Here is a 24,573-nt window from a genome sequence, read left to right as displayed (position 1 = left end):
TTTTAGTCAATATGAGAGGAAGAGATAAGTGAGCACTATTTATAATTTCTGTGCAGGACCTGCCATGTTGCCTCAAGCCGTAATGCAAAGAGCGCAAAGTGAGTTACTTGATTGGAATGGTCAAGGTGTGTCGGTGATGGAACTTAGCCATCGCGATCCATCTTATATTGCCTTAGCGGAAAAAGCCGAGCAAGATTTACGTGACTTAATGGCTATCCCTAGTGATTATCATGTGTTGTTTATGCATGGTGGAGGGCGTGCTCAGTTCGCTGCGGTGGTGAATAATTTTCTTGGTGATGGCGGTCAAGCGCTTTATTTAGTGGATGGCAGTTGGTCATCCATCGCTGCCGATGAAGCTGAAAAATTAGTGGGTAAAACCCATATCGATAGACTTAATATTGTTAATAAAACGGATGAGTTAAGTCAGGTGGAACTGCCCCATTTACACGGGATAAACAAAGATTATCGTTATGTGCATTATTGCCCAAATGAGACCGTCGATGGTATTGAAATCTTTGATGAGCTAGATAGCCCTTGGCCTATTGTTGCTGATATGTCCTCTACTATCATGTCCCGTGAAATTGATGTGAGTCGGTATGGATTAATTTATGCAGGCGCTCAGAAAAATATTGGTCCATCGGGCTTAAGTATTGTGATAGTACATCAAGACTTATTAACGTTACCCAGTTTACCACAATCGTCGATTATGGATTACCGCCTCGCGGTAAAGCATGGCTCGATGTACAATACACCGCCGACATTTGCTTGGTATCTGGCCGCTAAAGTATTTGAATGGTTGAAAGACATCGGGGGCGTGAGCCATATTGCGGCAGTGAATAAGCAAAAAGCAGCTTTGCTTTATGATTGTATCGATCAATCCGATTTTTATGTCAATAAAGTGAGTATTGAACATCGTTCTAATATGAATGTAACCTTTTATTTGGTTGATGAAACGTTAAATAGTGTGTTTTTAGAACAGGCTAAATCAGCTGGGTTAGTTGCATTAAAAGGTCACCGTATGGTGGGGGGAATGCGGGCGAGTATTTATAATGCGATGCCGCTTGAGGGTGTACAGGCGCTTGTTAAATTTATGATGGCTTTTGCTGCAGAGCATGGGCAATAGACTGAAAAAGTAAAAAGCTTCATCATGAAGCTTTTTGCTTAAGATGATATTTTATGCAAGTGTTTATTCTTCAAGTACCTTAGCAATGGAACTGGCAAGATAATCCACATTATCTTCGCTAATCCCAGCAATACTAATGCGGCTTGAATCGACCATGTAAATGCTAAATTCAGTTTGAAGGCGTGCAACTTGTTCAGGCGTAATGCCTAAGAAAGAAAACATGCCTTTTTGTTTGGCAATAAAACTAAAATCACGTTTAACGCCTTTTGCTTTCAGTTTTTCAACAAGCATACTGCGATTGCCATTAATACGGTCTCGCATTTGAGCGAGTTCTGCTAACCATTCTTGAGTGAGCTCTGCTGAGTCTAAGATAGTTTCAACAATGGCGGCACCGTGTGCAGGTGGCATAGAATAGAGACAACGCACGACATATAAGAGTACAGAAAATGCAACATCGGCACTGGGGCTGTCTTTTGCGACGATAGAGCAAGCACCAATGCGTTCACGATATAAACCAAAGTTTTTAGAGCATGAACTGCATAAAATCATGTTATCAACATGGGCTGCCATTTGGCGTACACCATAGGCATCTTCATCGACACCTTCTCCAAAGCCTTGATAAGCCATATCAATAAGCGGTGTAAATCCGATATTTTTCGTTAAGGTAATGATTTCATCCCATTGAGATGGGGTTAAATCCATACCGCTTGGATTATGGCAGCAAGCATGCAGTAATACCACATCTGTTGGATTTGCCTTAGCCAGTGCCGCTTTCATCTCGTCGAATTTAAGCGATTTATTATCATGATCGTAATAAGGGTAGGTTTTGACTTTAATGCCTGCGGCTTCAAATAACCCATTGTGGTTTGCCCAGGTAGGTGAACTGACCCATATGGTGGCATCGGTTCTACAACGCTTAATAAAATCAGCTGCGACACGTAATGCACCCGTTCCGCCAGGGGTGGAAACGGTGCGAATACGATTAGTGATAACAGCAGGGTTATGATGACTAAAAGCCAATTTTGTCATCAAATCGTTAAAGTGAGGACTGCCAGTTGGTCCAATATAGACTTTAGTATCTTCGGTTTCAAAGCGATGGCGCTCAGCATGTTTGACACATTTTAAGATGGGAGTGTGTCCCACTTCATCTTTATAAACGCCGACACCTAAATCGACTTTATTGGGATTGGGATCGAGTCTATATTGCGTGAGTAATCCTAAAATGGGATCTGCAGGCATAGCGTTAAGCGTGTTAAACATAGCTTATTCTACCTTTTTTGTATGCTGGCCAAAGGCCTTCTAATGAGTATGTGCTCAGCATAACGTAAATGATAGGGAGAATGACAGTCTCTCTGTCTTTTTTACGCTATTTGCCGTGGAAGGAAATGCTGCCATCGAATTGCTTGATATGCCATTAAAGTCATGGACGTTAAAATAGTCAGAAAGACCCCATTTTAGTTTAAATGAAGTGAGTGAAGCACAAATAACGTAATAAAGTGCAATAAAATGCAGAAAAATGTTGAATCCTTGCTCTGGATGAGTAAGTTTATAGCCACGAAGTTTTAGTCTAGGTCTTGTTGAGTGCATTTTGTCGTGGTGACTCGTTTGATGACAAGCCTGAGCATCTATTGTTAACTCGTATCCATGTTTATTGGATTGCCCATTTAAAGAAGAAGTGATTAATGAAACAGCTACGTCTAGAGCCAATTCAACATATTCAAGGCCAAGTGAATATTCCAGGCTCAAAAAGTATTTCCAACCGCGCCTTATTGCTTGCGACATTGGCGCAAGGCACCACGACATTAACGAATTTACTCGATTCTGATGATATTAAATATATGTTGGCATCGTTAAAGCAGTTGGGAGTGAGCTATCGGCTCACAAATAATAATACGGTATGTGAAGTTGATGGTTTAGCGGGTGCGTTAAATACAAAGCAAGCTCAAACCTTGTTTTTGGGTAATGCAGGCACGGCGATGAGACCTTTGTGTGCGGCATTGACGTTAGGAGAAGGAGAATTTACGTTAACCGGTGAGCCGCGTATGGAAGAGCGTCCGATTGGCGATCTTGTCGACGCATTGAGGCAGTTGGGTGCAAATGTCACTTATCTTAAAAATGAAGGGTTTCCGCCATTAACCATCAATGCAACTGGTCTAAATGGCGGTGATGTAGAAATTGCTGGCGATTTATCAAGTCAATTTTTAACGGCATTACTCATGGTTGCGCCTCTTGCTAAGAGTCGAGTGGTTATCAAAATCAAAGGTGAGCTGGTGTCTAAACCTTATATTGATATTACACTGGCTTTGATGGCGCAATTTGGTGTTAAAGTGGAAAATAATGACTATCAGTCCTTTATTGTGGAGGCGGGACAAGTGTATGTGTCTCCGGGTAAAGTATTGGTTGAAGGTGACGCTTCTTCAGCATCTTATTTCCTCGCAGCCGCCGCGATTAAAGGGGGTGAAGTGAAAGTGACTGGCGTCGGTAAGTCAAGCATACAAGGGGATGTCAAGTTTGCTGATGTACTTGAAAAAATGGGGGCCGATATTGAGTGGGGGAATGATTATATTATTGCTCGTGGCTCACCGTTACAAGCGGTAGACTTAGACATGAATCATATTCCCGATGCAGCAATGACCATTGCGACGACGGCATTATTTGCAACTGGTACGACGCATATTCGCAATATATATAATTGGCGGATTAAAGAAACTGATAGGCTGGCTGCCATGGCAACGGAATTACGTAAGGTGGGCGCGATTGTAGATGAAGGACACGATTACATTAGTATTACTCCTCCAAATGTGGTGAATACTGCCGATATTGATACCTATAATGATCACCGCATGGCAATGTGTTTTTCTCTGGTTGCGTTTGCTGATTGTGGCATCACGATTAATGATCCTGATTGTACTTCCAAAACGTTTCCTGATTACTTTGACCGCTTTGCTTCTCTTGTTCGTCGCTGAGTAAAGTTAATCAATGCCTTAAGGGAACCTAAGTATCATTTTATGGTCCTAAAGTGAGCCATTTTATGGCAGTAAAGGCGTGATGTATATCAAAAGCGGTAAAAACTAAATGAAGTTTTTACCGCTTTTGTTGGTAAATTAGTTTATACTTCGCGCGCTTATTTTCAGTAGCTTCACGGAAGGTGGTTTTTGCGGAGGAATTTTATGTCAGAACGGGCTCCTGTTGTCACTATTGACGGCCCTAGCGGTGCAGGGAAAGGTACCATTAGTCAGTTACTCGCCGAAAAGTTAGGTTGGAAACTGCTTGATAGTGGTGCCATATATCGAGTATTGGCACTGGCCGCTATTCATCATAATGTTGAATTGGATAATGAAGAGGCGATTACATTATTGGCGGCGCATCTTGATGTACAGTTTTTACCGGGTAATGAGAATAAAGGCATTAAAGTCGTCCTTGAAGGCGAAGATGTGTCGACGACAATTCGAAGCCAAGAGTGTTCTGATGCCGCTTCAAAAGTAGCAGCATTTCCAAGAGTAAGAGAAGCTTTATTACGTCGTCAAAGGGCGTTTAATGAAGCGCCAGGCCTCATTGCTGATGGGCGAGATATGGGCACTGTTGTGTTCCCCAATACGCCCGCTAAAATATTTTTAACGGCTTCTGCTGCTGAAAGGGCGCAAAGGCGCTATAATCAGTTGCAGGACAAGGGCTTCGATGTTAATATTGATCGCCTTTTATTTGAGATAGAGGAACGTGATGAGCGCGATATGAATCGTGCGGTTGCGCCTCTTGTACCTGCTGACGATGCATTAGTCATCGATACATCGGGGATTGATATTGAAGGTGTGGTCAATTTAGTGTTGGCCCATATAGAAACGAAATTATCTGTATTGAGCTAATGTTAGCTTAATACACAACCATTCACTCGCAAGGATGCAGTGAATTATTGTACTGACTCCACGTCTAGGATGGGCTGTGGTTTATTAAAGAAAGTAACTTAAACATGACTGAATCTTTTGCTGATCTATTTGAACAATCCTTACAAACTCTAGAGTTTCGTCCTGGTTCTATCGTTCGCGGTGTGGTTGTACGCATCGAAAACGGTACTGTACTGGTTGACGCAGGTCTTAAGTCTGAAAGCCCAATCCCAGCTGAACAGTTCAAAAACGCACAAGGCGTTCTTGAAATTGCTGTTGGTGATGAAGTTGATGTTGCCCTTGACTCTGTTGAAGATGGCTTCGGTGAAACTCAACTTTCTCGTGAAAAAGCTAAGCGTCATGAAGCTTGGATTGTTCTAGAAAAAGCGTATGAAGATGCTGAAACTGTAATCGGTATCATCAATGGTAAGGTTAAAGGCGGTTTCACTGTTGAATTAAACGGTATCCGTGCATTCCTACCAGGTTCTCTAGTTGACGTTCGCCCTGTTCGCGATACTGCTCATCTAGAAAACAAAGAATTAGAATTTAAAGTTATCAAGCTTGACCAGAAGCGCAACAACGTTGTTGTTTCTCGTCGTGCAGTTATCGAATCTGAAAGCAGCGCAGAACGTGATGCTCTTCTTGAGAATCTTCAAGAAGGTCAATCAGTTAAAGGTATCGTTAAGAACCTTACTGACTACGGTGCGTTCGTTGATCTTGGTGGTGTTGACGGTCTTCTGCATATCACTGATATGGCTTGGAAGCGTGTTAAGCACCCATCAGAAATCGTTAATGTTGGTGACGAAATCAACGTTAAAGTGCTTAAGTATGATCGTGAACGCACACGTGTTTCACTTGGTCTTAAGCAACTTGGCGAAGATCCATGGTTAGAAATCAGCAAGCGCTACCCAGAAAACACACGTTTAACTGGTCGCGTGACTAATCTAACTGACTATGGTTGTTTCGTAGAAATTGAAGAAGGCGTTGAAGGTCTTGTTCACGTTTCTGAAATGGATTGGACTAATAAGAACATCCACCCATCTAAAGTTGTTAACTTAGGTGATGAGGTTGAAGTTCTAGTATTAGATATCGATGAAGAGCGTCGTCGTATTTCTCTTGGTCTTAAGCAATGTAAGACTAACCCATGGGATGATTTCGCAGAGCGTTTCAACAAGGGTGATAAAGTCTCAGGTAAGATCAAGTCAATCACTGACTTTGGTATCTTTATCGGTCTTGACGGTGGTATCGACGGTCTTGTTCATCTTTCTGATATTTCTTGGAACGGTACGGGTGAAGACGCTGTTGCTGAATACAAGAAAGGCGACGAAATCAATGCTGTTGTTCTTTCTGTTGACCCAGAGCGTGAGCGTATCAGCTTAGGTGTTAAGCAAACTGAAGACGATCCATTCAATGCATACCTTGCTGATAAGAAGAAAGGTGTTGTCGTAAATGGTGTTGTTACTGCAGTTGACGCAAAAGGTGTTACAATTGAACTAGCTGAGACTGTTGAAGGTTACCTTCGCGTTTCAGATATTTCTCGTGAGCGTATCGAAGATGCATCAACAGTTTACTCTGTAGGTGACAAAGTCGAGTCTAAGTTCATGGGCGTTGATCGTAAGAACCGTTCTATCAGCTTATCTATCCGTGCGAAAGATGAAGCTGAAGAGAAGGAAGCAATGGCTAGCTTGAACAAGCAAGATGAAGTCGTCATGAGCAGTGCGATGGCTGAAGCGTTTAAAGCAGCTCGTAAATAAATCATCGCCTGAAGTTCGGGGGTGGCGTTTTCACCCCTGTTAGGTGACTGTGTTTGGCTTGATAATAGAGGGTATAGGATGACAAAATCCGAACTGATCGAAAAATTGGCCACTAGGCAGTCGCAGCTGTCGGCTAAAGAAGTGGAAAGTGCAATAAAAGAGATGTTAGAGCAAATGGCTCTGACATTGGAAACGGGTGATCGGATCGAAATCCGTGGCTTCGGCAGCTTTTCACTTCACTATCGTGCACCAAGAATAGGTCGTAATCCAAAGACAGGAACTTCTGTTGATTTGGATGGGAAGTATGTTCCGCACTTTAAGCCAGGAAAAGAACTGCGCGAACGTGTTGATGCTATTAACGCGTAATTTACATTGCCTTAAAAACCTCCTTTAGGAGGTTTTTTTATGCCTAAAACTTATGTAGCGCTAGCTAGTTAATGAAAATTCTTAGATAATTAGATTATCTAGGGGCGTATAGGGAGTGTAACGTGAAGTCTTTTATTATTGCTGTTGCCGTTGCTTTATTGTTTTTCTTAGCATTAGTGTTTGGTGCTAGAAATGAGCAAGTTGTGACCATTAGTTATTTTGTGGCTCAGGGGGAGTTTCGGTTACCTGTGGTATTAGCGGTGGTATTTTTAGCTGGATTTATGTTGAGCTGGATATTTGCCATTTATCATATTATGCGGCTGAAGTTTGCTTTACGTATGCTGAATAAAAAGTGTGATACATTAACCATTAAAAACAGTCAGGATGTAGACGCTTAATATGCTTGAAATACTGTTTCTGTTATTACCTATAGCCGCGGGTTATGGATGGTACATGGGACGAAGAAGTGTCAGACAAAATCAGAGTAGTCAGCGTAAAAAACTGAGTCGAGATTATTTTACAGGCTTAAATTTCTTGTTGTCGAATGAATCTGATAAAGCGGTTGATTTGTTTATCACCATGTTGGATGTAGATGATGAAACCATTGATACTCATCTTTCTTTAGGATCGTTGTTTCGTAAGCGTGGTGAAGTCGATAGGGCCATTCGTGTGCATCAAAATTTGATTGCACGGCCTCATTTAGCGTTAGAACAGCGTGATCTTGCCATGATGGAATTGGGAAAAGATTACCTCGCTGCAGGTTTTTACGATAGAGCAGAAGAAATTTTTATTAAGTTAGTCAATCAAGAAGAGCACAGTGATGAAGCTGAAACTGAACTCATTGCGATTTATCAAATAACCAAAGAATGGCAAAAAGCCATTAATATTATTAAGAAGTTGACTCGAAAACGCCAGCAAGCGTTAAAAGCCATTTGTGCACATTTCTATTGCGAGTTAGCCGATGAAACCGATGAGCTTAATGATAAGAAACAATGCCTAGATTCGGCGCTAAAACAAGATGCTAAATCAGGTCGTGCGCTATTAATGTTGGCAGAGTTTTATCAAATATCGGGTCAATTCAACTTATGTAAGATCACCTTAGAAAAGCTCTTATTAGCCGATGCAGATTTATTTGCTGATGCGCTTAATATTGCCAAAACGGTTTACATTGAGAGTCAGGATATCGATGGTTATGTGGAATTGTTGCGCCAAGCTGCCTCAGAGGGGGCGGGGGCGAGTATTACGATTTCGTTAGCACAAACCATGATAGAAAAAGGATTGACTGAAGATGCAGAAGCTTTAGTTATCGAAGGCTTGTATCGTCATCCTACGATGAAGAGTTTTCAGCATTTAATGAACATGCACCTAAAACAAGCGGAAGAGGGCAAAGCAAAGGAAAGTTTGATGATGCTTGAAAAGCTTGTTGAGCAACAAATTAAATACCGTCCTGGATATCGTTGTAGTGAATGTGGCTTTCCTTCCCATCGATTGTACTGGCATTGTCCTTCATGTAAAAACTGGGGCAGTATTAAACGTGTTAGAGGCTTAGATGGTGAATAGGGATATATCAATATTCAATTAAAGAGTCGTTGATTTATAGAGTGAATAGTCTATTTAGGGATAACGATTAACTGGCGTTAGAATTAGTATTACTTATTGATATAATTGGAGTAAAAATGATTGATACACCTATTTTGGTTGCGCTTGATTACGATAAAAAAATTGAGGCATTGAGGCTGATCGATCAACTTGATCCTGAAATGTGTCGATTAAAAGTAGGTAAAGAAATGTTTACCTTGTTTGGCCCTCAACTGGTGACTGAAATACACCAACGTGGATTTGAATTATTTCTTGATTTAAAATTCCATGATATTCCTAATACGGTTGCTAAAGCGGTGGCAGCCGCAGCAGAATTAGGTGTATGGATGACGAATGTACACGCCAGTGGTGGTTTAGCGATGATGCAAGCGGCAAAAGCAGCATTACAGCCCTATGGTGATAAAGCACCATTGTTAATAGCGGTGACGGTACTGACATCGATGAGTGATGCTGAACTAGCTCTGCTAGGGATAACCTGTTCTGCCGCTGAGCAAGTTAATCGTTTAGCACAATTAACCCAGCAAGCAGGGCTTGATGGTATCGTGTGCTCAGCGAGGGAAGCACAGGCAATGAAAGCCACATTTGGTCAGGATTTTAGCTTAGTGACGCCAGGTATTCGACCTGCAGGTAGTGATAAAGGCGATCAACATAGGGTCATGACTCCGGTTGATGCAGTGGCTGCGGGCTCAGATTACTTAGTGATAGGTCGTCCTATTACACAAGCTCATAATCCTTTACAGGCATTAGAAGTAATTTATCAGTCATTAAAATAGACGAGACAGTATTTATGGCAAACCCATTTCAAGAGCAGCTATTAAAAGCGGGCTTAGTGAGTAAACAAAAAGTGCGTGATACCAAAACGCAAAAACGAAGAGATAAAAAAGCCAGAGTCGATGATGGAAGTGAAGCATTGAAACAAGAGATTGCTGCAAGAAAGCAAGCTCAAGCGGATAAGGATAAGGCGCTAAATGAAAAACGTTTTAATGAAGCAACTGAAAAAGGGTTAGTCAGAGGATTAGTGACCGAGTTTACTCGTCTAGCAATCAAAGCACCGACTCATGCAGAATTAAAGTTTAATTTTACATTTAATAATAAAGTGTTATCTACATATGTTGATGAGAAATTACAGAATGAATTATTGACAGGACGTTTAGGCATTATTCGTCATGAAGAGCAGAGTTATTTAGTGCCTCATAAATTGGTAGAGCGCGTGAACCTGTTAGTACCTGAGTGGATTGGCTATTTATGGGTAGAGAATGATGATACAGTTGAAGCTGTTGAAGATGATCCTTACGCTGACTATGTGATCCCTGATGATTTAATGTGGTAAGTGATACAGGGATGCTGTATCAATTGAAGAGATAAAAGAATGCATTGCATTCTTTTATCTTGGTTTATTTATGCACTATGGCGATTACGGCTGGGGTGTTTGGGTAAAGGTTTGAGGCTGTGTGTGAGTGAACCCAATTGAGGTTTCGCAAATAAATAGCCTTGCATATAGCGGATCCCCAGCTTTTTCAATGTCCAATATTCCATCATTGTTTCTACTCCTTCGGCTAGCAGCATAATATTGAGTTGCTCGCATGTGACTATAATACCTTGAATAATTGCTTTTTTATATTTATCTTGGTCAACATTTTCGACAAGTGACATATCCAATTTAACGACGTCAGGATGAATTTTAACTAACCATCCTAACCCTGCATAACCGGATCCAAAATCATCAATGGCTACTTTTAATCCATTTTCTTGGTAGTATTGTCGTAATTTAATGACTTTATTGAGATCGATAATTTCTTCTGATTCTGTTAGTTCTAGTACTAGCTGAGTTTTAGGAAAGTTAAAATGATTGGTCAGTTGATTTAAAGATTGCATATGTAAAGAAGGAGACTTGATGACATTTGGACAAAAATTGACAAAAAGTTGGTTTTTTAATTGTAATGCAACAGCCGTTTGAATGGCTCGAAAACGGCATTGTTGATCAAATTGGTATTGATGACAGGCATCAACGCTGGATAAAATATCTTGAGCCGGTTCACCAAGCTCACCTCTAACTAATGCTTCATAGGCAACAATTTTGTGTTTGAAAATATCAACAATAGGCTGAAAGGCCATTTTAATTTTGAAATTTTTAATACTCTGTTGTCGCATCAATGTCTTTGTGCGCGTGTCATTAGATGTCAAGTCCATAAAATGCATTCCATGGCAGAGCAAATAGGGTGAGGAAACTATACCCCAATAAGTTTGTTCTAGGCTCTCTAGGATAAATAATAGCCGTATATAAGATTAAGTGTAGTGCAAGATGGTATGTGTGATTGAATAAAATAATAGGCTTGTGTATTCATTTATTAAATCTGTTCTACACTCAAGGTAAGCATATTTAGATCCTATATGGCTCGGGGTGAATGTGTGATGACATTATGCTTATTGAGTGCTTTGACCTCAGCTTTTCTTTGCTCTCGTTAAATTATTTAGGAATGTTATGAACTGGTTGAATCGAATTTCAATAAAAGCGAGATTATTGCTACTTGTTGTTTTTCCTTTAACTTTTTCAGCTGTATTGGCTTATATTGAAGTCAATAATTTACTTGAACGCACAACACATTTAAAGGTGTTATCAGCTCAATTAAGCTTGTTATCTGATATTTCCGATAGTATTGAGTTGGGGCATCAGATGAGGATCGCGAAATTAGACAATAAGGTATCAAATGCCAAAGCAATAAAGGAAACTTTAGCGAAAATTAAACTGCAACTTAAACAGACAACACTTGCAGTGACTTCTGTGGAGGACAAAGATACTCAGAGTAGTTTAGATTCACTTCAAGAAATTGTCATAGGGCTTGCAGAGGCTTATGAGGAATATCCGCAAGTTGTTAAGGAAGATGTTCAAGAATGGTCATTTTGGGTATTTGATTATTTATCTGAGCTAATTTTGATTTATGAGAAGGAGCCTATTTATACAGGGGTGAAGAATATTGAGCAGCAAGTGAGAATTATGTATCAGCTAACATGGATATTATTATGGGATTATGAAGCTGATTGGAGTTTTCATTTAGAGAGAGTATTTCCAGAACTCAATATGGAAGATGAACTTGTTAGTTTGAAAAATAAACAGCAATTACTGATCGATCGCTTTATTACTATTGGTGCGGATCCAGAGCAGATTAAATTATTATTGAGTATTTTCAGTTCCGCCGCGTTTATTGAAGGGCAAGCTTTTAAAGAGAAGGTTGCTAAAATAGGGCTGTTAAATATCCCAAAAGAAGAAATTACTCTTGGCATTGAAGCATTAGAAACCCGATTAGTGCTGCTCTCTGATGGTTTAAGAGGAGTGATGAAGACGCTCAATAGCCAAATACAAATTGAGGCACGAAGCTTTGAATATCAAGCGTATTTTTATATTGCGTTAATTATAGCTATTTTAATTATTATTGGTTTATTAGGGTTTTCATTAATTAGACGGATCCTTTTTTATTTATTGAATGTCATTAATACAATGCAGAAAATAGAAGAAACCCATGATTATTCAATAAAAATGCCTAATGATGGCCATGATGAGTTAAGCCAGTTTACGTTGAAGTTAAATAATTTGCTGGAAGAACGTCACTTAAACGAATCTAAAATTATGCAGGCTAGGGAAGAAGCTGAGCAAGCAAATAAAGCGAAAAGCTCCTTTTTAGCCAATATGTCTCATGAAATTAGAACACCTTTAAATGGTATTATAGGGATGTCTGAAGTGTTATCTGATACTCATTTAACGCCGACTCAGCTTGATTATTTAAGTGTGGTTGAAACCTCTTCACAAACATTGCTTATTTTAATTAATGATATTCTTGATTTGTCAAAAATAGAGTCGGGCAATTTAGCCATTGCGACGCATCCTTCAAACTTTCGTGAGGTAATTTATGATACTTTGTTGATTGTTATGCCAAAGGCTATCACTAAAAATATTGCACTAGATATTAATATTCCACAAGCGTTGCCATACAGTTTGATGCTTGACGAACATAGACTGCGACAAATAATGATGAATCTGATGTCAAATTCAGTGAAGTTTACTGATTCAGGTTCAGTGAGCATTACGCTTGAAGTCGAAAAAGCAGCGAGTGATACAATATTATTAACGGTATCGGTTATCGATACTGGTATTGGGATTAATAAAGAACAGCAGAAAAAAATTTTTCAGCCTTTTACTCAAGAAGATGGCTCGATTACTCGGCGTTTTGGTGGGACAGGTTTAGGTTTGACTATTAGTTCTCAATTGGTTGAGCTTATGGGTGGGAAGATTTGTGTTGAATCAGAACCCGGTCAAGGTAGCCGCTTTTATTTTACGATTGAAGTATATGTTGAGCGCTATGAGCCTGTTATTCCTGACGGACTTAGTCAACAGAAATTAGTACTGATTTCTAATCAGGCCGATTTTAAGGAAAAGCTGCTGCAAGAACTGGCACAATATGGGCTGAATATTGCTCTGAGTGTTGAGAGGATTAGTGAACTTAAACGGGATGAAAACAGCAGTGAACCTGCTTTTATCATTCTTTATTGCCAAATGAATTTAAAGCAAGCAAGGGAAGATATTACTATTTTAAGGCGTAAGTTTCCCCTATCCCCTCTCATTATGTGTCAATCTTTAAAAACAGAACGTTTTGACTTTGAACAAATGATAGACGGTTCCATTACTTTGCCTATTTTAGGTCAGCGTTTTATTAAGGCATTGACTAATGCCCATTTTACACATGATATGAATACAGAAAATACAGAAAATACAGAAAATATAGAAAATATAGAAAATACAGAAAATATAGAAAATACAGAAAATATAGAAAAAATTAAACCGTTGATCCTTGTAGTAGAAGATAATTTAGTTAATCAAAAAGTCGCAACGATGTTATTAAAAAAAGCTGGTTATGATTTTGATATTGCAAATAACGGTCAAGAAGCGGTGGATAAAATCATGTCAGGACAGTCTTATTCCGTTATTTTAATGGATTGTATGATGCCAGTTAAAGATGGTTTTAGTGCGACAGAGGACATCAGAGCTTATGAAAAAAATCAAGAAAGTAATCCTGTGGCGATTATTGCATTAACTGCGAGTGTTTTAGATGAAGATATTCAGCATTGTTTTGACAGTGGAATGAATGACTATACGGCTAAGCCTTTTAAAAAAGAAGTGCTGTTGGCTAAGATTGAGAAGTATATTCAGGTGATAACATAATTGCTAAAATCAATTTTTTAGTCGTATAGAAGCGGATTGATACAGAATGGGTCAATGCCTAATATGATTTTCGAGTGGGTATTGAAGGTGATTCATGTTAAGGCTCATGATGTATTGGCTGCAAAGGGGAGCATAGAATATAGAACCAATATTAAGGTATATCACCCTTAAGTTTTTTTAATAGGTGATGGGGTTAACCTTAAATGCGATGTATCTCATTGTTGGGATCATTTTCTTATTAAAGAATCTAACACTTTTATTGACTGAATAGTTTTTATTGAGTGATATGCTAAATGATTTATTTTTCTTTTGTTATTAACTTGTTGTCATTATATGTAAGGGGGGGGCGTCAAAAAATATGATTTAATGTTGTATTTTTCTACATTTTGTCACAGATAGCGGCTTATTTTTTGTCATACTTTAGTTGTAACCATTTAGTTGTAATTAAGGGTGATTGTGTGATGTTTAAACGAAGTGCCTTAATCTATTTTATTGTGGTTTATTTTTTTTCGACCGCGTTGCAGTCTCAAGAGCGTGAAAAGTTGGGGCGTCAGTTAATCACCGATCAATTACTCTTTCTCTCTCTTGTTGAGCCGAATCATGTTTTTCATGATTATTACTTGCTTATTGAAAACAATGACAATCTTTATCAGGGAGAATTAAAAGACAGTATTGAATCTGAAATATCCAGCTTTTGGGAAGGAAGAGCAATTCCATTAAAAAACCCTAATTTTAGGTTAGAAGAGGATGTGTATCAAAGAGCGATAGGGATTGAACCCCATATCGATAATTTTTTATTTCTTATTAATCATATTAAACACTTTATTTGGTTGGAGAAGACACACTCTTGGTCCTTATTAACATTAACTAAATTGATAAAACCCGGGGATAAAGATCCTCTTCTTGAGCATATTAGTTTGAGGTTATGGTTATTAGGTGATTTAACGGATTCAAATGACATAGGCAGTGATTATACAGAAGGACTTGTGCAAGCGATAAAAATATTTCAACAACGTCATGGACTTGAAACCGATGGGGTCATAGGTCCTTTAACATTAAGTTGGTTAAACGTTAAACCTCGTACAAAAGCCAAAATGTTGGCTGTCAATTATGTGGAAAAGCACACTTTTTTGGCAGTGAGGGAACCACAGTTTATCGTTGTTAATATTCCAGGGTTCAACATGATACTCGTTGAAAATGGAGAAGTGATGTTGGATTCACGGGTCATAGTGGGTAAACCTTCCCGCCAAACTCCGTTGTTAAGTAGTGAGATAACGAATGTCGTCATTAATCCGAGTTGGCGAGTACCAAGGCGCATAATGTATCGTGATTTGCTGCCAAAAATAAGGCGGGATGGGCAGTATATTAATAAAGGTAACTATGAAGTGTATGATAGAGAGGGTAATCGTTTGTTACGAACTCCGTCTCAGTGGAGCGATATTGCTAAAGGGCCGTTTCCATATCGTTTAGTGCAAAAGCCGGGTGAAAAAAATACATTAGGGCGCTATAAATTTTATTTTCCAAATGATTTTAGTATTTTTCTACATGATACCTCGACGCCTAATTTGTTTCAGAAAGCCAACAGAGCCTTGTCATCAGGGTGCATTCGAATTGAGAAAGTGAAATTTTTGGCTGAATGGATGGCAGAGAAGTTAGTTAACGATAAAAAAACATGGCAACGCATGCAAGTGAAAAGAGAAGAAAGTCGCTGGTTTTCGCTAAAGGCATCTTTACCTGTTCATTTAGTTTACTGGACAACTTGGTTAGATCAAACGGGAGCAGTGCAATATCGACGTGATATTTATAATCAACAAAAATCCTCATTACTTTCTGTTGCCCAATAGTCTTATTCAATGACTTAACAGAGTAATTGTTAAAAAACGACCATCTTGCTTGATTTGTGAACGATTAAAAGGTAGTTTGCCCTCTGTTGTATATTTATTGTTCATTTGGGGGCGTCAGTGTCAGTTGTATGTTCAGCTCGAAGACAGTTATTGTTAGGGCTTGGGGGAGTTGCCGCATTTTCGGTACTGCCAAAAAAAGCCAATGCCAGTCGGTCTACAAAAGGCGTGAGAACGCTCAGTTTTTATAATCGGCACACTGGTGAGCGTGAGCAAGGAAGCTACTGGGTTGATGGGGACTATCAAACTAATATTTTAACTGAGTTTAATCAAATTTTAAGAGATTTCAGACAAAACGAGACCATTCCGATGGATAAACGTTTGTTTGATTATGCCTTTAAACTTCAAAATACACTTAATGTAAAAGAAGAGATCCATATTATTTCTGGTTATCGCTCACCTAAAACGAATGCAATGTTAGCAAGAAGAAGTAATGGTGTGGCGAAACACAGTTATCATATGAAGGGAATGGCACTTGATCTGGCATTACCAGGTGTAAAGCTTGCAGATGTGAGAGAAGCGGCAATGTCATTAAAGCTGGGTGGTGTGGGTTACTATCCTAAATCAGGATTTGTGCATATTGATACAGGTCCTGTACGGCATTGGTAGAATGAAATACTGTTTATAGCATCTTGGAAGTATCACGGGAATAAAATAGGGCTCAATAGAGCCCTATTTTATTCCCTTCACTTTTATTAATGAGTTTAGTTAAAATATTTGTTGGTAGGCTTGTTCTATGGTAGGATCCGCTCCGCTTTAAAGCGTGGTATTTTTGGTCGAAAAAAATACTCTTTATTTTATTTTTTAAATTTTAGTGAGTAAATTATGTCTTATACTATTGTTGCACAAATCCGCACTGAATTAGGGAAAGGTTCGAGCCGCCGCCTACGTCATGCCGATAAAGTACCTGCCGTTGTTTATGGGCCAGGTAAAGAAGCGATTTCTATTGTTTTTGATCACAAAGATATCATTAACATTCAAGCTAATGAAGATTTTTATACTTCTGAGCTAACATTAACAATCGATGGTAAAGACACGAAAGTACGTGTTCAAGACATGCAGCGTCATGCATTTAAGCCTCTTATTGAACATGTTGATTTTAAATTTGCTTAATTGAAATCAGTAAAGAAAAAGCGCCATTAAGGCGCTTTTTTATGTCTAATGCGTGGTTTTTTCAGGGCATGCAGCTAATAGAGTCGATTCTCCATGTTCATTTTCTTGTTCAAGTTTGACATTAAAGCCCCATAATTCATGTAAATGTTTGACGACTTCATGACAGCTGTCATCGAGTGGAATTTGATGGGTAGGGATATATTTCAGTGTGAGTGAACGGTCGCCTGAAACAGCCACATTTTGGACTTGAATATTGGGTTCTAAGTTTGACAAATTATATTGTTGGGACAACATTTGTCTAATGTCTTGATACCCTTGTCTATCATGGATTGCAGATATTGATAGATGATTTTTATTACAGTCGTCAAGAATAGAAAATAGCTTAAATTGCCTGATTATGTTTGGTGAAAGATATTGACTAATAAAGCTTTCATCTTTAAAGTTTTCCATTGCAAAGTGTAGTGTGTCTAACCAAGGTGTTCCTGCAATATCTGGAAACCACTGTTTATCTTCTTCAGTAGGTTGTTCACATATTCGCCTGATATCAACAAACATATTAAACCCAAGTGCATAGGGGTTAATACCATTATAATAGGGACTATTATAGGCTGGTTGGGCAACGACATTGGTATGATTTTGTAAAAACTCAAGCATAAAGCGTTCTGTGACTTTTCCTTCATCATAAAGGTGATTAAGGATGGTATAATGCCAAAAAGTCGCCCAACCTTCATTCATGACTTGAGTTTGTTTTTGAGGGTAGAAGTATTGGCCCATTTTACGGACAATACGCACAATTTCACGCTGCCATGGTTTAAGTAAAGGCGCATTTTTTTCAATAAAATAAAGAATGTTTTCTTGAGGCTCAGAAGGAAAATTAGGTTCTTTTTTTTCTGATATTGCAGTCGGAGTAATAGGAATGGTTCGCCAGAGATCATTAACTTGGCTTTGTAGGTAAGTTTCACGTTCTTTTTGTCTGAGTTGCTCTTCTTTAAATGATATTTCACTAGGGCGTTTGTAACGATCGACACCGTAATTCATTAAGGCGTGGCAGGAGTCGATAATACTTTCAACGGCCTCTATACCGTGGACTTCTTCACATTCACTAATGTAGTTTCGAGCAAAGACAAGGTAGTCAATAATGGAGCTTGCATCAGTCCATGTTTTGAATAAATAATTATTTTTAAAAAAACTATTATGCCCAAAACTAGCATGGGCCATCACAAGGGCTTGCATCGTAATAGTGTTTTCTTCCATAAGATACGCAATGCAGGGATTGGAGTTAATGACGATTTCATAGGCTAGCCCCATTTGTCCACGTTTATAGCCTTGTTCAGTTTGAATAAAACGTTTACCAAAAGACCAATGTGTATAGCCAATTGGCATGCCTATTCCTGCATAGGCATCCATCATTTGTTCAGCGGTAATGACTTCAATTTGATTTGGGTAAGTATCGAGCTTGTAATGTGCAGCGACCCGTTCAATCTCTATAAGATAATCTTGTAGCAAATCAAAGGTCCAGTCTGGTCCATCATTGAGTGGTGTTCGAATTGGTTTTTTCCCCATAATGATTCTCCTAAACTGATTGTTTCTTGAACAATTCTCTAAAGACAGGATAGATATCGTCAGCGTGTTTTATGTGTTGAACGGCAATGTTGGGAAATGTTTTTTGTAAGTGCTCATATTCACGCCAGAGTGTTTGGTGAGCCCTATTGGTAATTTCAATATAACTAAAATAACGAACAAGCGGGAGAATGTTCTTTTCTAATAATTTATGGCATTGGGGAGAGTCATCAGCCCAATTATCGCCGTCGGAAGCTTGGGCTGCATAAATATTCCATTCGTTTTCAGGGTAACGTTTCTGTTGTATTTCATGCATGAGTTTTAATGCACTTGATACAATAGTCCCCCCCGTTTCTTGAGAGTAAAAAAACTCTTGTTCATCCACTTCTTTTGCTTGGGTATGATGCCGAATATAGACGACTTCAAGGTTTTTATAGGTTCGCGTTAAAAAAAGATATAATAATATATAGAAACGCTTAGCGATATCTTTAGTGGCTTGATCCATGGATCCAGACACATCCATTAAACAAAACATGACAGCTTGGCTTGAGGGTATTTCTTTTTTGATAAAATTATTGAATCGCAAATCGAATGTATCGATAAATGGAACTTTGGCAATATTTTCTTTTAATGTTTTAATTTCGGCTCTAAGCGCAATAATTTTTTCAGCTTCAGCGCCTGGCGTATCTTCTAATTGTGCTAGCTCATTTTCTAATTTCTTAAGCTCAGCACGTTTTGAGGCTGATAACGCAATGCGTCTGGCAAGTGAGGAGCGTAAAGAGCGGACAATGTTAATATTGGCTGGCACACCATCATTGGTAAAGCCAGCTCTTACTACCTGATATTCAACAAGTTTGTTCAGCTGGTTTTTTTGTAAGTTAGGGAGTTCCAGATCTTCAAATAATAATTCTAAATATTCATCTTTTGATATTTGAAAAATAAAATCATCCTGTCCTTCGCCACTATCGGATGGATCTCCAGGCCCAGCCCCCCCTGCTTCACCTGATGGAGGGCGGTCAATTTTATCTCCTCGCATAAATTGATCGTTGCCCGGGTGGACTCTCTCTCTTATACCACCAGAGCCTTGGTGAAATGAAGGCTCATTAATATCGCGGGTTGGAATGCTGACTTCTTCACCTTTGTCGACATCTGTGACACTACGGCGGGTGACGGCATCACTGACAGCTTGTTTAATTTGTTTTTTATATCGATGAATAAAGCGCTGACGATTGACAGTGCTTTTACCTTTGGCATTTAATCGTCTATCAATAAAATTAGCCATACAGACCTCCAAAATGGCGAGAGGGTATGATCTCGCCTTATCGGTAAGTTAAGAAGACTTACGGACTCTTAAATACCATTCTGATAAGAGTCTGACTTGTTTTTTTGTATAGCCTTTTTCCATCATACGATTAACGAAATCATCATGTTTTCTTTGATCGTCATTGGAGGTTTTTGTGTTGAAAGAGATGACGGGTAATAAATCTTCAGTATTAGAAAACATTTTCTTTTCTATGACGGTACGCAGTTTTTCATAACTGGTCCATAGTGGATTCATCCCATCATTGTTTGCTCTCGCTCTGAGTACAAAATTAACAATTTCATTTCGAAAATCCTTGGGATTACTGATCCCTGCAGGTTTTTCTATTTTCTCGAGTTCGGCATTGAGCGCTGCGCGGTCAAATAACTGTCCTGTATCGGGATCGCGATATTCTTGGTCTTGGATCCAAAAATCGGCATAAACAACATAGCGATCAAAGATGTTTTGCCCGTATTCAGAATAAGACTCCAAATAAGCGGTTTGTATTTCTTTTCCTATGAATTCAACATATTTAGGAATAAGGTAACCTTTTAAGAACTCAAGGTAACGTTCTGAAATATCGGCCGGAAATTGTTCCTGTTCAATTTGACGTTCTAAAACGTAGAATAAGTGCACTGGATTCGCAGCAATTTCGGTAGTGTCAAAGTTAAATACTTTAGAGAGAATTTTAAAGGCAAAACGCGTTGATAGACCAGACATACCCTCATCGACTCCTGCATAATCGCGATACTCTTGGTATGATTTTGCTTTGGGATCGGTATCTTTTAAGCTTTCACCGTCATAAACGCGCATTTTTGAGAAAAGAGAAGAGTTTTCGGGAGGTAGAATCCGAGATAGTACACTAAATTGCGCTAATGTTTCTAAGGTGCCAGGCGCACAGGGCGCTTGATAAAGTTCAGAGTTGCTGATCAGTTTTTCATAGATTTGAATTTCTTTAGTCACGCGAAGACAATAGGGCACTTTAACAATGTATACGCGGTCAAGAAACGCTTCATTGGTTTTATTATTTCTAAAACTAGACCATTCTGATTCATTAGAGTGAGCAAGAATAATGCCGTTATAAGGTAAGGCTGATAAGCCTTCAGTGCCGTTATAGTTACCTTCTTGTGTTGCTGTGAGCAATGGGTGCAGCACTTTGATGGGCGCTTTAAACATTTCAACAAACTCCATGACACCCTGATTTGCACGGCAAAGAGCGCCGGAATATGAATAAGCATCAGCATCATTTTGAGCAAAATGTTCTAGCTGTCTGATATCAACTTTGCCTACGAGAGAGGAAATATCTTGGTTATTTTCATCTCCAGGCTCTGTTTTCGCAATGGCTATTTGATCTAAAATGGAAGGGTAAACTTTAATGACTTTAAATTTGGCAATGTCTCCACCAAATTCATGTAAGCGTTTAACCGCCCAAGGTGACATGATAGCTTTTAAGTAACGTTGAGGTATACGATATTCTTTTTCAATTAATTTACCATCTTCTTCAGGGTTGAATAAGCAAAAAGGGTGATCATTAACAGGGCTGCGAACGCCGTCGGCACTCAATACATAAATCGGTATGTTTTGCATTAAAGCTTTGAGTTTTTCTGCGAGTGATGACTTTCCTCCACCAACAGGTCCAAGTAAATAGAGTATTTGTTTTGACTCTTCTAATCCCTGAGCGGAGTGTTTAAGATAAGCCACAATTTGTTCGATGGCTTCTTCCATACCGTAGAATTCGTTAAATGCAGGATATCTGGAGATCAATCGATTAGAAAATATTCGACTTAGAATAGGATCTTTAGCGGTATCAATCCGTTCTGGCTCTCCAATAGCGAGTAGTAAACGCTCAGCGGCTGAAGCGTAAGTGGTTTTATCCTTTTTACAAAGACTTAAAAATTCCTCTAATGAATATTCTTCATCGAGTTTTTTTTCATAGCGTTGTTGGTAATGTTCAAAGATACCCATAGTGCACTCCCCCCTGACACGCCAAAAATAGAATGATAGACGTCTGAATGAATTGACTTGCTACTATTAATTTTAGACCTAAAAAGAGAAGTTGGTATGTAAATATCAATAAAAACAATAACAAATAGTTGCGATTGCAACAGTTGCATTTGTTTGTCGATTATTTTTTGTGTCAACAAGGGGGCAAAAGGAAGGGGAATAAAGATAAAAAAGCAGGCGTCATTGACACCTGCTTCATGATATGGGCTATATCAAGAGATTACGCAGCGAAATTTTGGTTAACAAATTCCCAATTGACAAGTTCCCAAAAATGCGCCAAGTAATCAGGACGAACATTACGGTAATCAATATAGTAAGCATGTTCCCACACATCAACAGTGAGTAGCGGTGTAACCCCTTCATCAGTTAATGGTGTAGCGGCATTACTGGTATTGACAATGGCTAATGAACCGTCGGCTTTTTTGACTAACCAAGTCCAAGCGCTACCGAAATTATTGATTGCTGAATCAGTGAATTGTGCTTTAAAAGCGTCAAATGATCCAAAGCTTTTATCAATGGCATTAGCGATGTCGCCAGTTGCCGCGCCACCAGCATTAGGGGCTAAACCATTCCAGTAAAAAGTGTGGTTCCAGATTTGAGCTGCATTATTGAAGATACCACCTGTTGAGGTTTTAATGATTTCTTCAAGTGATTTACTTTCCAGTTCGGTGCCTTCAATTAAGCCATTTAGCTTGACCACATAAGTCTTATGATGCTTTCCGTAATGAAACTCGATAGTTTCTTGAGAGATATGTGGCTCAAGGGCGTCGTTTGCGTATGGTAATGCAGGTAGTTCAAAAGCCATTAGCTTTCTCCATTGACTCTAAGTTTATGTTTATATGTCTTACTCACTGTTAGACATTTTACCCAATAAAAGGGGTGGGTGTCTCTTTCTTTGTGGAAATTTTTTAAATTTTTTCTTTAATCAAGTACCCCTTTAAAAAGTAGGTTTTTGTTATTGCGCAACCTGACGTACAATAGCAGATATACATAGATTATGTTTTACCAGCTTAGGAAGATAAAATGGAAACAGTAGACAAAATTAAACAGCAACTTTCTGAAAACCCGATTATTTTATATATGAAAGGTTCTCCTAAATTACCTAGCTGTGGTTTTTCATCTCAAGTGGCTCAGATCATGATTAACTGTAATGAGCAATTTGCGTTTGTCGATATTCTTCAGCATCCTGATATCCGCTCTGAATTACCTAAATATGCTAATTGGCCCACTTTTCCTCAACTATGGGTTGAAGGAGAATTGATAGGTGGTTGTGATATTTTAACTGAAATGTATCAAAAAGGTGAGCTGCAACCCATCTTAAAAGAAACGGCAGATAAATACAGGACAGAAGAGCAAGATTAATTCTGTTTAGTATTCTTAGCGAGCCCAGATTTATCTATAATAGCTGGGCTTTGTCATTGTTAATTTAGTTTGATTTTCTCTGTTTTCCAGACATTGCCACTTTAGCTCGAAAGAGCCATTTCTTTACTCTGATTGTTATTTAATTAGCGTTTTTTATCTTTTTATGTTTTTTATTTGTATTGTAAATGATTATATTAGAATAATGACACTTATAGCCATTAATACTTTATTATTACGACTTAGTCATATTGCCATTAATTTTTTATTCTCTTTCTTTATATTAGTTTGGTTATAATATTACGATTTTGACTTATTCACTTTATATATCGTTAATGCTTATATGGTGTTGATTTATAATGGTATTTTTATGTGTTTTTTTATGTTACATGCATAGATACAAATTTTGAAAAAATCGTATCCATTATTAAGATGATCTTGATATGAATGATCATATTATGTATTTATTTTATTTGTTATTTGAATAGTTAGTGTTGCTATTATTGGGAAAGTAAAAATCAGTTTGATTGAATGATGAATTAATACAACAGAATTTCGACTATCCAATATTTTTTTAAACCTTTTACTCTAAAAATAAGCAGAATATCAATACATAAATTATTTGTAAACAAAATTTAATAAACATAATAATGGCCTCTAATTTATTCATAATCTATGTAGTGGTGATTTATGTTGTCAATGATTTTACTTGGATTGTCATTTTCTGCCCCTATTGGCCCAGTCTCTGCGGAAGCGATTAGACGAGGGTTAATCGGTGGATTCCTGCCCGCTTTTAAAGTGAAGTTTGGTGCCGCTCTTGGTGATGTTGTCTTTATTGTGGCTGCTTTTTACGGCATGTCGATGATCGCGACAAATACCTTATTACTGGGGATCCTGTCTTTATGTGGTGGGGCATTGCTGCTTTATATTGGTGTGAAAAATATTATCAAAGCCGTTAAGTATTATGAATTGATGAATAACCTAAGTCAGGACAACATGGAGGTGGGGACGGCACAAGAGGTTGAAAATGAAAACTTGTCTAATGGAATTCAAGTCGGATTTGGTATTTCAGTCATGAACCCTTTTGCTTTAGCGTTTTGGTTAACTATTTTCACCAGTGGTGAGTTTAGTTGGGGAACGGATAATACGACGATAGCATTAAATGTATTGTATCTATTTATTGGTATTATACTTTGGGATCTAATTTTGGCTGGTATGCTTGAAGGCGGAAAACGCATTGTCAATGTTTTCACCATTAGGCTAGTCACCGGAATTGCTGGATGTTATTTAGCCTGGGTTGGAATGACCTTTGCCTTTGATAGTGTGACGCGTTTGATGGGTTAAGCTCACTCAACGGGCTTATCAGGCTGAATAATTACCAAGGTAGGCACTATCGCT

General features: G+C 38.5%; 21 protein-coding genes. 15 read left to right on the top strand and 6 right to left on the bottom strand.

Annotated elements, in window-relative coordinates:
• Window positions 1-28 precede the first annotated feature (28 nt).
• Window positions 29-1,123: a 3-phosphoserine/phosphohydroxythreonine transaminase gene (gene serC, locus Q0976_RS05195; protein ID WP_299491738.1), complete on the top strand. Its 1,095-nt coding sequence runs from the start codon at window positions 29-31 to the stop codon at window positions 1,121-1,123.
• 63 nt (window positions 1,124-1,186) lie between these two features.
• Here serC and Q0976_RS05190 read toward each other — a convergent pair whose 3' ends face one another.
• Complete coding sequence (locus tag Q0976_RS05190; RefSeq protein ID WP_299491736.1) at window positions 1,187-2,383, bottom strand: amino acid aminotransferase; 1,197 nt, start codon at window positions 2,381-2,383, stop codon at window positions 1,187-1,189.
• 422 nt (window positions 2,384-2,805) lie between these two features.
• Here Q0976_RS05190 and aroA point away from each other — a divergent pair, with 422 nt between their 5' ends.
• The 8 genes from aroA (at window position 2,806) to Q0976_RS05150 (ending at window position 10,053) form a co-directional block, all read left to right on the top strand.
• On the top strand, window positions 2,806-4,089 hold the full coding sequence (gene aroA / locus Q0976_RS05185) for a 3-phosphoshikimate 1-carboxyvinyltransferase (RefSeq protein WP_299491735.1): 1,284 nt from the start codon (window positions 2,806-2,808) through the stop codon (window positions 4,087-4,089).
• 204 nt (window positions 4,090-4,293) lie between these two features.
• On the top strand, window positions 4,294-4,986 hold the full coding sequence (cmk, locus tag Q0976_RS05180) for a (d)CMP kinase (protein ID WP_299491733.1): 693 nt from the start codon (window positions 4,294-4,296) through the stop codon (window positions 4,984-4,986).
• A 104-nt stretch (window positions 4,987-5,090) separates the two neighbouring features.
• The gene (rpsA, locus tag Q0976_RS05175; protein ID WP_299491731.1) at window positions 5,091-6,758 is read left to right on the top strand and encodes a 30S ribosomal protein S1; all 1,668 of its coding nucleotides are present in this window, start codon (window positions 5,091-5,093) and stop codon (window positions 6,756-6,758) included.
• 78 nt (window positions 6,759-6,836) lie between these two features.
• Entirely contained in the window at window positions 6,837-7,124 is a 288-nt protein-coding gene (ihfB, locus tag Q0976_RS05170; RefSeq protein ID WP_248938461.1) for an integration host factor subunit beta, read from the top strand.
• Between the two features lie 122 nt (window positions 7,125-7,246).
• Window positions 7,247-7,522, top strand: a complete 276-nt coding sequence (locus Q0976_RS05165; RefSeq protein WP_299491726.1) for a lipopolysaccharide assembly protein LapA domain-containing protein — start codon at window positions 7,247-7,249, stop codon at window positions 7,520-7,522.
• 1 nt (window position 7,523) lies between these two features.
• A complete protein-coding gene (gene lapB, locus Q0976_RS05160; RefSeq protein WP_299491724.1) occupies window positions 7,524-8,684 on the top strand; it encodes a lipopolysaccharide assembly protein LapB in 1,161 nt (386 codons plus the stop codon).
• A 116-nt stretch (window positions 8,685-8,800) separates the two neighbouring features.
• Entirely contained in the window at window positions 8,801-9,496 is a 696-nt protein-coding gene (pyrF, locus tag Q0976_RS05155; protein WP_299491721.1) for an orotidine-5'-phosphate decarboxylase, read from the top strand.
• Window positions 9,497-9,510: 14 nt separating this feature from the next.
• Entirely contained in the window at window positions 9,511-10,053 is a 543-nt protein-coding gene (locus tag Q0976_RS05150) for a DUF2058 domain-containing protein (RefSeq protein WP_299491718.1), read from the top strand.
• A 68-nt stretch (window positions 10,054-10,121) separates the two neighbouring features.
• Here Q0976_RS05150 and Q0976_RS05145 read toward each other — a convergent pair whose 3' ends face one another.
• A complete protein-coding gene (locus tag Q0976_RS05145; RefSeq protein WP_299491716.1) occupies window positions 10,122-10,913 on the bottom strand; it encodes an EAL domain-containing protein in 792 nt (263 codons plus the stop codon).
• A 292-nt stretch (window positions 10,914-11,205) separates the two neighbouring features.
• On the opposite strand from Q0976_RS05145, the gene Q0976_RS05140 reads away from it, so the two are divergent.
• The 4 genes from Q0976_RS05140 to rplY all read left to right on the top strand — a co-directional run bounded on the left by Q0976_RS05140 (window position 11,206) and on the right by rplY (window position 16,952).
• Window positions 11,206-13,938, top strand: a complete 2,733-nt coding sequence (locus Q0976_RS05140; RefSeq protein ID WP_299491714.1) for an ATP-binding protein — start codon at window positions 11,206-11,208, stop codon at window positions 13,936-13,938.
• Between the two features lie 461 nt (window positions 13,939-14,399).
• A complete protein-coding gene (locus tag Q0976_RS05135; RefSeq protein ID WP_299491712.1) occupies window positions 14,400-15,782 on the top strand; it encodes a L,D-transpeptidase family protein in 1,383 nt (460 codons plus the stop codon).
• A 117-nt stretch (window positions 15,783-15,899) separates the two neighbouring features.
• Entirely contained in the window at window positions 15,900-16,448 is a 549-nt protein-coding gene (locus tag Q0976_RS05130; protein ID WP_299491709.1) for a DUF882 domain-containing protein, read from the top strand.
• Between the two features lie 216 nt (window positions 16,449-16,664).
• Window positions 16,665-16,952, top strand: coding sequence for a 50S ribosomal protein L25 (gene rplY, locus Q0976_RS05125; protein WP_298775368.1), 288 nt, complete (start codon window positions 16,665-16,667; stop codon window positions 16,950-16,952).
• A gap of 45 nt (window positions 16,953-16,997) precedes the next feature.
• On the opposite strand, the gene Q0976_RS05120 is transcribed toward rplY, so the two are convergent.
• The 4 genes from Q0976_RS05120 to sodB form a co-directional block, all read right to left on the bottom strand.
• On the bottom strand, window positions 16,998-18,515 hold the full coding sequence (locus tag Q0976_RS05120) for a SpoVR family protein (RefSeq protein ID WP_299491707.1): 1,518 nt from the start codon (window positions 18,513-18,515) through the stop codon (window positions 16,998-17,000).
• A gap of 10 nt (window positions 18,516-18,525) precedes the next feature.
• Window positions 18,526-19,794, bottom strand: coding sequence for a YeaH/YhbH family protein (locus Q0976_RS05115; protein ID WP_299491704.1), 1,269 nt, complete (start codon window positions 19,792-19,794; stop codon window positions 18,526-18,528).
• A gap of 48 nt (window positions 19,795-19,842) precedes the next feature.
• Window positions 19,843-21,777: a PrkA family serine protein kinase gene (locus Q0976_RS05110; RefSeq protein WP_299491702.1), complete on the bottom strand. Its 1,935-nt coding sequence runs from the start codon at window positions 21,775-21,777 to the stop codon at window positions 19,843-19,845.
• 259 nt (window positions 21,778-22,036) lie between these two features.
• The gene (gene sodB / locus Q0976_RS05105; RefSeq protein ID WP_299491700.1) at window positions 22,037-22,621 is read right to left on the bottom strand and encodes a superoxide dismutase [Fe]; all 585 of its coding nucleotides are present in this window, start codon (window positions 22,619-22,621) and stop codon (window positions 22,037-22,039) included.
• 218 nt (window positions 22,622-22,839) lie between these two features.
• Here sodB and grxD point away from each other — a divergent pair, with 218 nt between their 5' ends.
• Complete coding sequence (gene grxD, locus Q0976_RS05100) at window positions 22,840-23,178, top strand: Grx4 family monothiol glutaredoxin (protein WP_299491698.1); 339 nt, start codon at window positions 22,840-22,842, stop codon at window positions 23,176-23,178.
• Between the two features lie 687 nt (window positions 23,179-23,865).
• A complete protein-coding gene (locus Q0976_RS05095; RefSeq protein WP_299491696.1) occupies window positions 23,866-24,519 on the top strand; it encodes a LysE family transporter in 654 nt (217 codons plus the stop codon).
• The last annotated feature ends 54 nt before the right edge of the window (window positions 24,520-24,573 follow it).

Source organism: uncultured Shewanella sp. (genome assembly GCF_947501665.1).
Classification (GTDB): Bacteria; Pseudomonadota; Gammaproteobacteria; order Enterobacterales; family Shewanellaceae; genus Shewanella.
Note: the sequence above shows the minus strand (reverse complement) of the source record. Positions and strands in the feature narration are given on the sequence as shown.